This window comes from Singulisphaera acidiphila DSM 18658, from assembly GCF_000242455.2.
Taxonomy (GTDB): Bacteria; Planctomycetota; Planctomycetia; order Isosphaerales; family Isosphaeraceae; genus Singulisphaera; species Singulisphaera acidiphila.
In genome coordinates this window covers 3,636,961-3,650,522 of the sequence record NC_019892.1, presented here as the reverse complement: position 1 = coordinate 3,650,522, position 13,562 = coordinate 3,636,961, and the positions used below count along the sequence as shown (strand labels likewise).

Annotated in this window: 17 protein-coding genes and 1 tRNA gene; 9 read left to right on the top strand and 9 right to left on the bottom strand. The window is 63.1% G+C overall.

Features of this window, described 5'->3' with window-relative positions; genetic code table 11:
- The first annotated feature begins 6 nt into the window (after positions 1–6).
- The gene (locus tag SINAC_RS14315; protein ID WP_015246353.1) at positions 7–954 is read left to right on the top strand and encodes a DUF1570 domain-containing protein; all 948 of its coding nucleotides are present in this window, start codon (positions 7–9) and stop codon (positions 952–954) included.
- Between the two features lie 102 nt (positions 955–1,056).
- On the opposite strand, the gene SINAC_RS14310 is transcribed toward SINAC_RS14315, so the two are convergent.
- The 3 genes from SINAC_RS14310 to SINAC_RS14300 form a co-directional block, all read right to left on the bottom strand.
- Positions 1,057–1,419 carry a 4a-hydroxytetrahydrobiopterin dehydratase gene (locus tag SINAC_RS14310; RefSeq protein ID WP_015246352.1) on the bottom strand — a complete coding sequence of 121 codons (363 nt, stop codon included), beginning with the start codon at positions 1,417–1,419 and terminating at the stop codon, positions 1,057–1,059.
- Between the two features lie 109 nt (positions 1,420–1,528).
- Complete coding sequence (gene panB, locus SINAC_RS14305; RefSeq protein WP_015246351.1) at positions 1,529–2,329, bottom strand: 3-methyl-2-oxobutanoate hydroxymethyltransferase; 801 nt, start codon at positions 2,327–2,329, stop codon at positions 1,529–1,531.
- On the bottom strand, positions 2,316–3,782 hold the full coding sequence (locus SINAC_RS14300; RefSeq protein ID WP_015246350.1) for an ArnT family glycosyltransferase: 1,467 nt from the start codon (positions 3,780–3,782) through the stop codon (positions 2,316–2,318). Before SINAC_RS14300 ends, panB begins: the two co-directional genes overlap by 14 nt.
- A gap of 307 nt (positions 3,783–4,089) precedes the next feature.
- On the opposite strand from SINAC_RS14300, the gene SINAC_RS14295 reads away from it, so the two are divergent.
- Positions 4,090–4,524 carry a CBS domain-containing protein gene (locus tag SINAC_RS14295; RefSeq protein ID WP_015246349.1) on the top strand — a complete coding sequence of 145 codons (435 nt, stop codon included), beginning with the start codon at positions 4,090–4,092 and terminating at the stop codon, positions 4,522–4,524.
- 116 nt (positions 4,525–4,640) lie between these two features.
- Here the strand turns inward: SINAC_RS14295 and malQ are convergent, their stop codons facing one another.
- The 4 genes from malQ to SINAC_RS14275 all read right to left on the bottom strand — a co-directional run bounded on the left by malQ (position 4,641) and on the right by SINAC_RS14275 (position 8,660).
- Complete coding sequence (malQ, locus tag SINAC_RS14290) at positions 4,641–6,359, bottom strand: 4-alpha-glucanotransferase (RefSeq protein ID WP_261339222.1); 1,719 nt, start codon at positions 6,357–6,359, stop codon at positions 4,641–4,643.
- On the bottom strand, positions 6,290–7,528 hold the full coding sequence (locus tag SINAC_RS14285) for a MauE/DoxX family redox-associated membrane protein (RefSeq protein WP_015246347.1): 1,239 nt from the start codon (positions 7,526–7,528) through the stop codon (positions 6,290–6,292). Before SINAC_RS14285 ends, malQ begins: the two co-directional genes overlap by 70 nt.
- A 5-nt stretch (positions 7,529–7,533) precedes the next feature.
- A complete protein-coding gene (locus tag SINAC_RS14280; protein WP_015246346.1) occupies positions 7,534–7,761 on the bottom strand; it encodes a hypothetical protein in 228 nt (75 codons plus the stop codon).
- A gap of 110 nt (positions 7,762–7,871) precedes the next feature.
- On the bottom strand, positions 7,872–8,660 hold the full coding sequence (locus tag SINAC_RS14275; protein ID WP_015246345.1) for an alpha/beta fold hydrolase: 789 nt from the start codon (positions 8,658–8,660) through the stop codon (positions 7,872–7,874).
- A gap of 110 nt (positions 8,661–8,770) precedes the next feature.
- On the opposite strand from SINAC_RS14275, the gene SINAC_RS14270 reads away from it, so the two are divergent.
- The 7 genes from SINAC_RS14270 to SINAC_RS14245 all read left to right on the top strand — a co-directional run bounded on the left by SINAC_RS14270 (position 8,771) and on the right by SINAC_RS14245 (position 12,327).
- Positions 8,771–8,843 (top strand) — tRNA-Glu (locus tag SINAC_RS14270).
- A gap of 47 nt (positions 8,844–8,890) precedes the next feature.
- A complete protein-coding gene (locus tag SINAC_RS40585; protein WP_162531319.1) occupies positions 8,891–9,223 on the top strand; it encodes a hypothetical protein in 333 nt (110 codons plus the stop codon).
- Between the two features lie 123 nt (positions 9,224–9,346).
- Entirely contained in the window at positions 9,347–9,550 is a 204-nt protein-coding gene (locus SINAC_RS14265) for a hypothetical protein (RefSeq protein ID WP_020466157.1), read from the top strand.
- A gap of 165 nt (positions 9,551–9,715) precedes the next feature.
- Positions 9,716–10,852 (top strand): ISAs1 family transposase, encoded by a 1,137-nt coding sequence (locus SINAC_RS14260; RefSeq protein WP_015246342.1) that lies wholly within the window; start codon positions 9,716–9,718, stop codon positions 10,850–10,852.
- A 102-nt stretch (positions 10,853–10,954) separates the two neighbouring features.
- Positions 10,955–11,221, top strand: coding sequence for a hypothetical protein (locus tag SINAC_RS14255; RefSeq protein ID WP_015246341.1), 267 nt, complete (start codon positions 10,955–10,957; stop codon positions 11,219–11,221).
- A 9-nt stretch (positions 11,222–11,230) separates the two neighbouring features.
- The gene (locus SINAC_RS14250; protein ID WP_015246340.1) at positions 11,231–11,584 is read left to right on the top strand and encodes a hypothetical protein; all 354 of its coding nucleotides are present in this window, start codon (positions 11,231–11,233) and stop codon (positions 11,582–11,584) included.
- Between the two features lie 422 nt (positions 11,585–12,006).
- On the top strand, positions 12,007–12,327 hold the full coding sequence (locus SINAC_RS14245; RefSeq protein ID WP_015246338.1) for a hypothetical protein: 321 nt from the start codon (positions 12,007–12,009) through the stop codon (positions 12,325–12,327).
- A gap of 172 nt (positions 12,328–12,499) precedes the next feature.
- Here SINAC_RS14245 and SINAC_RS14240 read toward each other — a convergent pair whose 3' ends face one another.
- Both SINAC_RS14240 and SINAC_RS14235 read right to left on the bottom strand, forming a co-directional pair.
- Positions 12,500–12,907, bottom strand: coding sequence for a DUF7689 domain-containing protein (locus SINAC_RS14240; RefSeq protein ID WP_015246337.1), 408 nt, complete (start codon positions 12,905–12,907; stop codon positions 12,500–12,502).
- Positions 12,897–13,241 (bottom strand): hypothetical protein, encoded by a 345-nt coding sequence (locus SINAC_RS14235; protein ID WP_015246336.1) that lies wholly within the window; start codon positions 13,239–13,241, stop codon positions 12,897–12,899. The genes SINAC_RS14240 and SINAC_RS14235 overlap by 11 nt, the downstream gene beginning before the upstream one ends.
- Positions 13,242–13,562 lie beyond the last annotated feature (321 nt).

Sequence of the window (13,562 nt, the reverse complement as noted above, 5' to 3'; positions counted from 1 at the left end):
ACCACAATGCAGGAGAGACAGCCCGTCTGGATGTATCTGATCCTTGCACTTTGGGTCAGCCTGGGCATCGTCGGCTGTGCGACGATGGGCGAACAGCCTCAGTCACTGGTTCCCACCCAGTATCGAACCCGGACCGGTCCTTACGCCGTGTTCTCCAACTTCCCGATCGCGGCCGATTCCCCCGCGATCCGGAGCCTTCACTCGCTCGAGAACGACGTTGAGGCCAATCTGGGGGTGAGGATCAACTCGGACGAGCCGCCGGTTGAAGTCTACATACTCAATGATCGCCAGAGCTTCAGCCATTTTCTCAAGTTCTATTATCCCGAGCTTCCCCCGCGCCGGGCCTTTTTCCTCGCCCAGGGGACTCAACGCGTCGTCTTCACGTTCATGGGCGACCGTCTCGAAGAAGACTTACGTCACGAAGCCACTCATGCCCTTTTGAATGTGGCGTTCGGCGACCTGCCCCTCTGGCTCGACGAAGGCTTGGCTGAGTACTTCGAGGGGGCCGAAGCGCAACGCGGCCTGAACAAGGAACATCTCGATCGGCTTCCCAAGGATCTGGCCGCCGGCTGGAAGCCCGACCTGGCCCGGCTCGAGACCTTGACCAGCGTGCGCCAGATGACCCCGCGCGACTACCGCGAGTCGTGGGCCTGGGTCCACTACTTGCTCAACGATTCCAACTCGGGCAAGACGACCCTGCTTGCCTACCTGGCGGACCTCCGCACGGATCCGAAGGCCGCCACATTGTCCGTGCGACTGCGCGACGAGGACGGAAAGGGGGCGAAAGTCTTGCTTGCCTACCTCGATCGGATCCGCGAACTGCCCGTGGCGGCGGTCCATCCCACTACGGCCGCAACGACAGTCCGCCTGCAGGACAATGCGCTCGACGCTTCTCGGCCCCCGGCACAACGGCGCAGCGTCTTCAGCCGGATGCGTGCGTTCTTCGGCCTCTAGCGAAGAGGCTGGGCCTTCTTCCGGCCCGACCGTTGGCATTCACTCCACCGGCCGGGCCGTGCGTGCGACGATTCAAAGGACCAAGCGATGGACCCTGCCGGGTCATTTCTTGATCTTGATCGGAAGTTGGTTGATCTTGGCGGCCAGGATGAAATCGTTCTCGGAGAGGCCGCCGATTGCGTGGGTCCAGAGTTCGATCGAGACGTTGCGATAGCCTTCGAGGTGGAGGTCGGGGTGATGCCCGTCCTGTTCGGCCAGTTCGGCAACTTTGTTGAAAAAGTCGATGGCGGCCATGAAATTCTTGGCCGTCCAACTGCGTTTGATCCGGGTCCCGTCGTCAGCGAGTTTCCAACCTTCGATGTGAGTCAGCAGGGCCCTGGCTTCGTCGGCGGGAACCGGGGGAATGCCTCCCTCGCAGGGGCTGCATTTTTTGCGAACCAATTCGTCGACCGTGAGCGTGCTCATGGGATGGTGCTCCGGAATAGTCGACACGGTGTTGTGATCGGTTCGATCCAACCGATCAGAATAATTTTATAGGCATACCACGTGCCGGGGTTGCCGGCACGCGGTTGCGTTATTGGAAGCTTTCCTGGGCGTTCGGAAAGGCTCCCGATCCGACGTCGGCGACGTATTGGGTCGCGGCCTTGCGGATCTCATCGCCGAGTTCGGCGTAGCGGCGAACGAATCGGGGGCGAAATCCCTCGAACAGGCCGAGTAAGTCGGGGGTGACGAGGACCTGGCCGTCGCAGCCGGCCCCTGCGCCGATCCCGATGGTCGGGATCGAAATCTCCGCCGTGACCCGAGCGGCGACGTCGCTCGGGATACACTCAAGGACCAGGGCGAAGGCCCCGGCTTCGGCCACGGCATGGGCGTCGGCGAGAATCTCGTCGGCGTTTCGCTGGACTTTGAAACCGCCGAGCCGGCGGATCGATTGCGGGGTGAGCCCGACGTGGCCCATGATCGGGATATCGGCCTCGACCAACGCGCGGATCGTCGCAGCGGACCGTCGTCCCCCTTCGAGTTTGACGGCTCGGCACTCGGTCTCCTTGAGGAATCGTCCGGCGGAGAGGATCGCCTGCTCGGGAGATGCCTGGTAGCTCAGGAAGGGCATGTCTGCCACGACCAGCGCGCGCTTCGCGGCGCGGGCGACCATCTCGACATGGTAAATCATCTGGTCGAGCGTGACCCGCAGGGTCGTGGAGTGCCCCTGCACTACCATGCCCAGCGTGTCGCCTACCAGCAGGCAATCGACCTCCGCCTGGTCGAGCAGAAGTGCGGTCGTATAGTCGTACGCCGTCAGCACACTGATCTTGCGCCCTTGCTGTTTCCAGCGCGCGAAGTCGGGAGGTGTGACGGGAGGTTCAGCGGGTGCCATCCAACTCTTCCTGAGAATCGTTTAAGACCGCGAGCAAGATGCCCGGCCGGTCTATTACGACTTTGTATCGCCGTCGGATCGCCTCGTGCAAGGCCAAGCGGTCCGGGTCGTCCGTCGAAACGTCGGCGACGAAGCGGGCGCCCTGGACCCGATAGAACTCCACGAGGGCCAGCGGCCCTTCCGAATCGAGCGATTCCCCCCACTCGCCGGCCGCCCGTTTCGCGGCCGAAGCGGTGAATTCCATCCGGCACCCCCGCCGCTCGCTCGCGAAGAGCAAGGCTTCGGGGGCGGCCACCCAGGCGTCTCTTGGCACATTCGCCTGAACCACGCGGGCGGCCTCGGTCAGAGAGGACCACTCGACGGGCGTCTTCCAGGTCGACCACGACTGAACCATCGCCAGCCCGAGCAGTCCCGCACCGGCGATCCAACCGAGGCGTCGCCGCCGAACGATCAAAAGGTCGAGACCTTTACCTACCCCGACGGCCACGACAGGCGCGAGCATCAGCCAGTAGTACTCATGGTGCAGCTTCCCGGCGAGCACCGCGAGCATGGCCAGGGTCGACGCCCCCCAGACCGTCCAGAGCCGGTCGCCGGCTCGTGGGGGAAGTAGGCCCAGGATTGCCAGGGCGAGGCCGATCGGGGTGAACGACCGGAGAAGAAAGCGGGCGACGTGCACCGCCGTCCCGACACGGAAGAGGGCCGAGGGGACGAGGACCCGAAGCCAGATCGCCCCATTATCGGCCGAGGCACGCGAGCCGGCTCCAGACGAAATCAAGGAGGCCGCGTGCCAGTACCAGAGCAAGGCCGGCCCCATCAAGGAGGCTGCGAGCGCGACTTTCCATGCCCATCTCGGGCGGAGGATCACGGTGACGAGTGGGATCAAGATCGAGGCGGCCACGATCTTGATCGCCAGCCCGGTCGCGATCAGGACGACGCCGCAGAACAGCCAAATTGTCCGTCCCCCTGATTCATACTCGTCCCAACAGCGGACTCCGGCAACCAGGAGGCCGATCATCAGGGCATCCGGCTGAAACGATCGCCCATAGCGCACCGTGACCGGGAAGACGACGAAGGCGAGTAACGCCAGAAAGGCCGGGCGGCCTCCGAGCCGGCGCCTTGCCAGGCCATGAAGCCCCCAGCTGCCCAGCGCGATTGCCAGGGCCGAGACCAGTCGCCCGGACGCCTCCAGGGGCAGCCCCGTCTGCTGATGAAGGCTGGCCGCGGCCCGCGCGTACAGAGGAGGCTCGACGAGGAAGAGATTCGGCAGTGGCGCTGTGTCGAGCTGGGGCCGCAAGAAGCCCGACCCTCGCGCCAGGTTTCGCGCGACCATGGCGGTCGGAATCTGCCGCCCCACGTAGTTTTCGACGATCGGCTGGTCGAGGTTGATGGCGCGGAGGCCGACGGTCAGAAGGAGCACCCCGACCACAGCGAGCGATTCACGTGAGAAGAACAAAAGGGCGGGCCTCCTTGACCACCGTTCCGGCAGCTTCCCTCGGCCCTTTCCCCCTGGAGATTCAGGGCACGGTCGCGCATCGTATCGCTCCCGGGAGCGGCCGGTCAAGCGGCGAAGTGAAGCGGGGCGGGACGTTTGCGGAAAGACTCATCCTCAAAAACATCCGGAATAGTTTTGCGTCGACGGCGCGGAAGTGGCAGGATCAAGATGTCAGTCCTTTCTCTTTTTCAATTCGTTTCGTGAGCGTGGTTTCGTGAGTGGATGAATCGCGACGCCGCGCGATCGTATCTGACTCGGGAGACGCGACATGCACGTCCGTGACGTCCTGAAGTCCAAGGGCGGTCAGATCATCTCGATTGAACCCGAGGCGACCGTGGCCGAAGCTATTGCGCGGATGGTTCAGAACAATATCGGTTCATTGCCGGTCGTCGACGCTCAAGACCACCTCATCGGGATCATCTCCGAACGCGACCTGCTACGCGGCATCCACAACCACGGCGAGAAGATTTGCGGTAAGCACGTCGCGGAATTCATGTCGCGAGACCCCGTGACCTGCGAGCTCGACGCCAACGTCAATGATGTGATGGGACAGATGAGTGAGCGTCGGATCGCCAAAGTGCCGGTCCTTGACGGTGCGAAGCTCGTCGGGATCGTTTCGGTTGGCGACGTGATCAAGGTCCTGTACGACAACGTGCAGTCCGAGAATCAACACCTTATGTCATATATTCACGGATCGATGTAGCCGGGTTGCCTGGCCTGATCTCAGAGCCGGTACGAGAGTGTCTTGTAGGGTGTGCACGATCACCCTACAAGAGTCGGGCTGGCTTGCCTTTTGCGGCTCGATGCCGCGTTGTGCGATCACCGTCCGAGCATCGGCTCCTCGACGAGCTGCCGGTGGGGCGGGCCGAATTCCGGGGGGAGAGGGCCGTTCCAGCGGCTGTAGACGGCCGTCATGTCGGCCAGGCGAGCGCGAACCCTCGGGTCGAGCTGACCCGACTGGAACCGCCAGGCCCAGTTCCCCTTGGCAATTCCAGGGGTGTTCATGCGCCCGGAGCTGTCGAGCCCCAGGATATCCTGCAACGGGATGATGACTGTGTCGGCGACCGAGGCCAGGGCGATTCGGATCAGGTCCCAGTGAATTTCCGAGCCGTTGGTGCCGAGGTAGCGGAGCGCGAAGGCCCGCTCGGCCGCGATCTGTTCGGGCGTCTGGGTCGTCTCGATGTGCGACGTGTGGAACCAGCCGACCGAGGTCTCGTTGTCGTGGGTCCCTGTGTAGGCGACGCAATGGTTGACGTAGCGGTGCGGCAGGTGGAGCTCGGTGCCGGGATCGCCCCCGAAGGCAAACTGGAGGACGCGCATTCCGGGGAGGTTGAAGCGGTCGCGGAGGGCTTCGACCTCGGCGGTGATTTCTCCCAGGTCTTCGGCGATCAAAGGGAGCCCTTGCAGCCCGTCACGGAGCGCCTCGAGGAAGGCGGTGCCCGGCCCTAACGCCCACCGACCGGTCGCGGCCGTCTCCGAATCCGCGGGCACCTCCCAGTAGGCTTCGAAGCCCCGAAAGTGGTCGAGGCGCACGAGGTCGACCCGGTCGAGCACCGACTTCAAGCGGGAGATCCACCAGGCAAACCGCTCGCTCGCATGGGCCTCCCAGCGATAGAGCGGGTTGCCCCAGAGCTGGCCGGTCTCGCTGAAATAATCGGGGGGGACGCCGGCCACGAACAGCGGTCGCCCCGTCTCGTCGAGTTGGAACAGGTCAGGCCGCGCCCAGACATCGGCGCTGTCCTGGGCGACGAAGATGGGGAGGTCGCCAATCAACTGGATCCGGTGCTCTGCGCACGAGGCCCGCAACGCCTTCCATTGCCGCGCGAAGGCGAACTGCACGAACTTGTAGTAGAGGATCGACTGGGACAGTTGGCTGCGCCATCGCTCGATCGTGCTTGGCTCGCGCCTGACGAGGTCGGGCTCCCATTCATACCAGGCCGATCCTCCGTTCGCCTCCTTCAGCGCCATGAAGAGGGCGTAGTCGCCGAGCCACTCGGCATTCTCCTGAAGGAACGACGTGAACTCAGGCTGGTTGGGCGAGAACCGGCGGAACGCGCGGCGGAGAAGTTGATCTTTGGCATCCGCCACGGCGTCGAAGTCGATGTGGGCTTCGGGCAAGGCGGGATATTCGCCGAGATCGTTTGTTTCGAGCCAGCCCTCCTCGACCAGCAGGTCGGGATTGATGAGCAGCGGGTTGCCGGCGTGTGACGAGTACGACTGGTAGGGCGAGTTGCCGAAGCCGGTGGGACCCAGGGGGAGGATCTGCCACCAGCGCTGACCGCTCTCGGCGAGGAAGCGGACGAACGCGTGTGCCTCCGGGCCAAGATCGCCGATTCCGTATCGGCCAGGCAGCGAGGTCGGATGGAGTAAAACTCCGCTAGCTCTCGGGAGCCGCATAGAAACGCGTTCCTCTACGGTGCTTATGGGTCGGTTCGGCTCGAGGCCGAGACGCACCGGCCTCCGTGCAATTATCCTGCCGGATGAGAATTCAGCCGGTATCCGTTCCCCAGGCGTCGGATGGCCTCCAGCCCCAGGCATTCGACCCGGCTCCGCCGGCCTGTCCAACGATCGGCATGGCCCCACTGGACTACCTTGATCAGCAGGCGACCACCATAACGCGCCGCGATCGCTTCGGCCAAGCCGTTGCACGCGCGCCCTTGAGGATAGACCGGTACCCCGCGCGCCGCGCGGCTCCAGGCGGTCAGGTCGAATCGCCTCCACGAGTCCGGCCCTGGTGCTTGGAGATGGCTCTGGAGCTCGGGCGTCAACTCCTCCCATTGTGCATCGTGCAGGAAGACCTCAGTCCGTTCGACGTGGCTGGCATAGAGCGCATGGCCGGGCCAGGCGTCGAGCCATCCCCAGCGCTCCCCCAACGGCAGGATGACCGCAGCCCAGAACAAGACGCGAGCCGGGATGCCGACCCATCGCCTGCGTTTGCTCGCATCGCCTTCGTCTGAGACAGCAGGAGTCGACCCGAACAGGATCGCGACTTCGACCATCATCGCCCCGTTCCAGACCAGGACGATCGTGCTGTGACGAAGCCCCCAAGGGCCGAGGATCCAGAGCAGGGCCGTATGGAGCACGAGTGCGGCCGCCAGCCCGAGCCGCCGCGTCTTGGGAACGATCAAGGCGACCGCTACGCCAATCTCCCAGAGCGGCATCGCCAGGATCGCTGCCATTCGCGCTGGGGCAGGCCAAGCGGCCGGCTCCAGGCCGAGGGGCCGGACAGCCGTGACCAGGAACAGGTTACCCAACTCGTTGCAGAACGAGACGTCGAGCTTCGAGAGACCCGAGTAAACGTAGAGCGCAGCAAACCACCAGCGCCCATAGGTCAACGCGTGCGCAGGCGGAAGGCATACGAGGAGCAGCCCTATCATCAAAAACTGATACGCCCAGGGCTGGAACCGGTGCTGATCCCCAAGGATCAAGACCAGGAGAATCCCGAGCCCGAGCGTCAGTGAGCCCCTCCAGGCGATCCCGGCCGTCGTGAATGCCAGGGCGGCCAGGAGCGCGGCGAATGCGAGAAATGAAGCCAATCCCATCAGTTCGGGGAACCCGGCAACGAACGGGACGCGCGGAAAGCCATCGCGGTTGGTCCAGAGCGGCCAGGAGAGGACCAGCATGACGAGCGTGGCCAGGCCAAGCGCGATCCGCAGCCGGTCCCGAATCCTGCCGGCGTCATTCGACGCAAAGGCGACGAGGTCCATTCGCCTCAAAGTTCTTGGGCCAATGCGAAGATACCACTCCCTTCACGCTTCAGCTTCCCCTGCGCGACGAGTGCATCCCAGACTTCCGGAGGATGCCCACCGGGGGGTGTGATCCCCCCGATCCTCGACGCCTTGCTGCCGATCCCCAGGCCCGACGCGTCGTCCAGCCTGGCGAGCTTGAGCCGTTTCTTGAACGCCTTGTAAGCCCGCTTGATCTCCTCTTCCGTGGCCATCGTCAGTGAACCCCTGAATCCGTGGCAATCGACCGATGTTTCTTCCGGCCGAGGGTAGTCCAGCCCGCCCGGGAACGCAAGAGAGCGCGGTGGTGTGATCCGATCCTGAATCAAGGGAGAAACTCCCCGATCGCTTTCCGGAACCCCGCGCCATCTTCAATATGAGGGAGATGCCCCACATCGGGCAAGACGACGAGTCGCGATCCTCGGATCAGACCGGCCAGTTCCTCAGCGACCCGAACGGGATTCACCAGGTCGTGTTCACCGGCCAGGACGAGTGTCGGGCTGCGGATCTCGCGCACCTGCTCCTTGGCTTCGTGGGTGGCCGCGGCATGGGCCTGGCGAGCGAACGCCTCCGCATCCTGGGGCCAGACGTTCCGCTCGGAAAATCGGACGAGCCCTTCCACCTGGGGGACGTTCCGGTAAAAGTTCGGGGCCACGAGCCAGGGGAGAGTCGCCCGGGTGAACTCCGCCGGTTCACTTCGCCGACGCAGGAAGACCCACGAGTCGACCACCGCTCTGCGCCAAGCATTCGCTCCCGCGTGGGTCGACACCAGCACGAGGTTCCGGACCTTCTCCGGGTGTCGGATCGCCAGTTCCTGCGCCACCGCACCGCCGAGCGAGTGCCCGACGACGTGAGCAGAGGGCAAGCCGATCGCCTCGAAGAATCCGGCGACATCATCCGCCAGATCGGCCGTGGTATACCCTGCGGTCGCCCGATCACTCCGGCCTGCGTCGCGCGCATCCACCGCGATCGTCCGGAATCGGGTTCCGAAATACTTAATCGTTACACTGAACGAGCGGTGATCGCCCCCCAGCCCACTGAGGAAGACCAGCGGATCCCCCTGCCCCGCCTCCTCATAAAACAGGTGAAACCCGTTCGCAAGGACCTCGGGCATCGTCGCGTCCTCCCTTTCATTCTGGCTCGAAAATCGAATTCTATGATCGTCCCGCACTCCGAGGACTTGACTTCTCCCCGAATCCCCGGCATTATAGACCTACCGCAAAGGCCCCCATCGTCTAGTGGCCTAGGATACTAGGTTCTCAGCCTAGGGACCGGGGTTCGAGTCCCCGTGGGGGTATTAGAAGCAGCATAAGGGGTTAGGGCGAAAGCCCTGGCCCCTTTTGCATGCGCCAGCCGGAAAGCCATCACAAATCTATCACTGCAGGGGCATTGGGCAGAGGAGGGACGCATGGCGTCCGTCCAGCTCGATCCAGCCTCGAAACTCTACCGAATCCACTTCGGCGGGAAGGTGTATTTCCGCTCGCTCGGCAAAACCATCTCGATGAGCAGTACGTCGCCAAGCGCGACCTGCCCGACACGATCAAACGCCACGAGCGGCGAATCGAAGGGTTGACCGCCAACATGGCCACCATCGAGGCGAACAACGAATCACTACCCTCCATGGATGCCGTTGGGGTACGCCTGGGCCGAATCCCGGACGCCGTCAACAACGTGTAGCGTTTCCCGCTCGGCAGATACCTGGGGCTCGAGTTTGGCATCGTCATGCGACCGCTGGGCCGGTTGGAAACTTACCTTGAAAGCACCGCCTCGCGATGATGCTCAAGGATCGCCCAGGTCCGTGTGCGGTTGCTCAACGCCCTCGAGCGGCTGGCCGATGGCTACACCTTGGAGAAAGCCCATGTCGAGCAAGACCTGGTCGTGGCGCAGGGGCAGTTCCGCGATTCCGATGAGCGCGTAGGCAAGCCATTCCCGCATGCCGACGATCGGGCACACGAAGACGGTGGCCGCGCGCGAGGGCGCGAGATGCAGCGGCAGTTGTTCTGAGGGGATGGAACGCCGTCCGGGATCAGGGCCAGCGCGCATAGCTGTGCGACCTGGGTAGTCTGGCGCGACAGGCCTCGGCTCGATATCTTGGATTCGGTCCTCGTGATTGGCTTACTGCGCTCCGGCGTGCGGAGGCCGACACGGACCGATCCAAGGATGCCTCTCATGGCGAAGATCGTCGATGTCGGCTCGATCGGCTCTGATTTCGAATCCCTCTCCGACCCCCGACACACGCGCAATCGCAAGCATTTGATGGTCGATATCGCCGTCTGCGGCGTCATCTGCGGCTGTGATGGGCCCACCGCCATCCATCGCTGGGCCAAGAATCGCGCCTCCTGGCTGGCCGAGCATCTCGCCCTGCACAATGGCATCCCCTCGCGAGACTGCATCCGCCGCTTGCTCATGGCGCTGAAGCCCGAAGCCTTCCAACGCTGCTTCCAAGCCTGGATCTGTGACGCGATCCCGGCCGACCCCAAGAACCCCCGCCGACTCATCGCCATCGACGGCAAAGCCTGCCGCGGGTCGCACGACGAGGCCAACGGCCTTGGTGCCCTGCATATCGTCAGCGCCTGGGCCGGCGAAGAGGGCATTGCGCTGGGGCAGGGGGCCACCGAGGCCAAGTCGAACGAGATCACAGCCATCCCGCAGCTCCTCGAGCAGATCGACCTGGCCGACACCCTCATCACGATCGACGCAATGGGCTGCCAGAAAGACATCGTCGAGCAGATCGTTACCGGCGGCGGCGATTGCGTCATCGCGGTCAAAGACAACCAGCCAAAGCTCGCGGCCGCGATCCAGGCGTTCTTCCTCGACCACCTGGAACGCGACCTGGAGGACCTGCGGTATCGCTGCCACGAGACCCGCGATGACGGCCACGGTCGCATCGACGAACGCTCCTATGATTTGGCCAAGGTGCCGCGAGATTTCGCACCGGGCAAGGACTGGCCGTGGATCAAGGCAATCGGCTATGCCGCGCGGATTACGCAGTATGCCGACGGGACGGAGTCGGACGAGGTGCGTTACTATCTCAGCAGCCGCTATTTGAGCGGCAAGCGGTTTGGCGAAGCGGTGCGTGGCCACTGGGGCATCGAGTCGATGCATTGGGTGCTGGACGTGAACTTTCGCGAGGATGAGCACCGCACCCGCGAGCGGACTTTGGGGAACAACTTGAGTTGGCTGCGGCGGTTCGCCGTGACGCTCCTGAAGCGTCATCCCGACAAGGATAGCCTTCGCGGAAAGATGATGTCCTGCATGATCAATACGGACTACCTTACACAAGTTCTTTCACTACAGCGTGTTTGATATGCGCTGGCCCTGCGTCCGGGATCGGCTGGGCCAGAGGAGTGGCCAGCGATAGAATAGGGATGGTGGGTGACCAACCCCAAAAAACCAAGGAGGCGCGAAATGGGCTTTCCACACGAAGCATCGCTAGCGTCAGGTATTGCGATCAGTGGGCAGGCGACGGCCCGCATCGAGCGGAATCTTGGCATGACCCCGGAAGCGGGTAGATTCCTCGCCGATCTCGCCAGCCGATCAGGCCACAGCGAAGGAGATGTAATCCGCTTGGCACTTGGGATGTTCCGAACCGCGCTCGACGCCAAGGAGACTGGCAAGCACTTCGGTGTCGCTTCGTCGCCGGAGTCGCTGGACATTGAGTTGGTCGGCTTCTAAGGAACATCCATGACTGCTCCCAAGAAGCCGCAGACGGTGAACCTTGGCGCGCTCAGCGAACTCGGTGAATTCTATCTCAAATCGAACGAATTGCCTGAGGAGAGGCAATCCCGACTGAAACGGGAGGAAGCTGAAGCCGCTCACAAGCTGCGCATGCAGGAAGCCGACGAGAGCCACAAGAGACAGCTTGCGCTCATTGTCCACGGGTTCGCGCTCTGTTTTCTCCTCGCCGCGTTTGTAGCCGGTATCTGCGTGCTGTTCACCGCCGATGCCAAGTCCGGTCTCCCCGAAAAGGCCATGGCCATGGTCGGTGGCATCGCCCTCGTGCTGGCGAGCTATGTGGCTGGGAGCAAGAGCAAATGAATTGCCTGACGCCCAAAGAAGCACCCGGCTGACTTCGGTCATGTGGGATTTATCACAAATCTATCACAGCAGGGGCCGCCCAAAGCCCATTTGCTCCGCAAGCTGCACGCAAGCGAATCCCGGCGTCCTCAGGTTCTCAGCTTAGGAATCGGGGTTCGAATCCCCGTGGGGGTATTGGTTACAGGGAAAGGGGTTACGGCGAAAGCTGTACCCTTTTTTCTGTGCGCCCTACGTTTTCCTGACACAATTCTGAGGCCTGACACCGTTTGCAGGGTACTTTCAGGGACATCTCCCGGAGTCACCCATGGCCTCCTTCGACCTTGACCCGACCTGCGGCCACTACCATATCCGCTTCCGTTTCTGCGGAAGACCCTACAAACGCTCCCTTCGCCTCGAAGACGAGCGGGAGGCCGACCGCAGCGATGGTTGTGTCCAATGATGGAGGACTCGACCTGCTGCCTCGGCTCAGGCCAACACTATCCAAGAAAGAATTGCCGGCGAAGTTCGAGGAGCTAAGACAGTTCGCACTTATGCCTTCGAGCCCTCCTGACCACGACCGTGAGTTCGACATCACCGGCTGGGTCGAAAGGCACGCCTACTATCTGGATGAGGCCCAATGCGGCAGCGTCAACGAATGGATTGCCGCCTGTCGCGAGCGTGCTACCCGAGGATCGGCTGTTCAAATCTCACCGCGAATCCTGAAACGAGATCCATCGTTCGACCCAGATCGCGACCTGACCTGAACCGGTCCGAGACGGCGTTCCTGATCGCGGACCGACGCAACGGGCGAATCGCCGAAGTGGGGCGATTGGCCGTAGGGCGGGCGACAAGATAAGGGGCGATAGCCTCCCCCCTACACCTCTTCCAACCCAGTTCCTTTCGCACCACTAGTTCCTATGCCCTAATCGACGTCTTTCAGGTCACTCGGGTTTTGCTGTCGCCATAGATGCCACCCGCAACGACGTCTGGGGTGTCGTGCTCGATGTCTTCAAGCTTGCCGAGCTTGCTCGTCCACTTTCCCGTTGGTAATTGCCTGGCTGCATGGGTGTAAAAAAGGTTGTTGCCGTAGATGGCGATCTTCTCGAATCCCGGATCGGATTCTTCCCCGTTGCAGGCTTCGAAGCCGAGCGATTTGAACGCGGTTTCCAGGATGCCGATGCCGTACTCGTCAGGAGGCGACACGATGGGCCAGAATACTCCCGGCTCCCACCACCTCTCGGTATCCCCAGCCGCCCATGCGATGCAGTTGTAGTCGATCATTGCCGGGCTGGTGACCCGGTGATTCTCGGGCGTCAGGCGGGGGAAATTCTCGTCAGCTTCCATGGTCGAGGACGCCTTGGCGTTCGCCCCACTGGACCCAGGCCTGGGCCATCAGACGCACCTTGCCCATGGCCTCGGGCGGGACGGGGTTCTGCTCGGTGATCGCTTCGAGTGCCCAGAACCACTGATCGGGCTCGCGGCTCAACTCTTCGAGGATCAGGGGCACGACCGGCGCCCCCATCCCGATGATCCGCTGGTAGGGCTTGAGCATGGCCATCTGGGCCGAATTGGAGAGGTAGCGCGACTCCTGTTTCCACTCGGCGGCAAGCCGTTGGAATCGTTCCGCGACGCTCAGTCCTTCGGTCGCCGATTGTGGTGGGGAGGGAGTCTTCGACATGGCCGTGCGCTCCTTGCACGCAGACGTCCGTCACGGGCGACCGCCCGATCTCGGCGCCATTCTAACGCCGGGGGCGAAAAGCCCCAAGGCGGACCCCGTCCGGGCTTCACGCCAGCCGTTTCCGACCGGCGGCAGCGAGTGTTCGGGCGTTCCATTCACGCTGGCCGAACCTCTGGGTGCCTGGTTATGGAGCCGCCTCTCGTGGGAGGGGCCTTGGATTACCGTCCCCTGTTGCGGTAATCCAAGTGCCTGTCCGACCTGTCTGGGGCGCACGTTGAGCGGGAATCGTCTGCGTCTGTGAGGTCGAGTCGACGGTTCGCG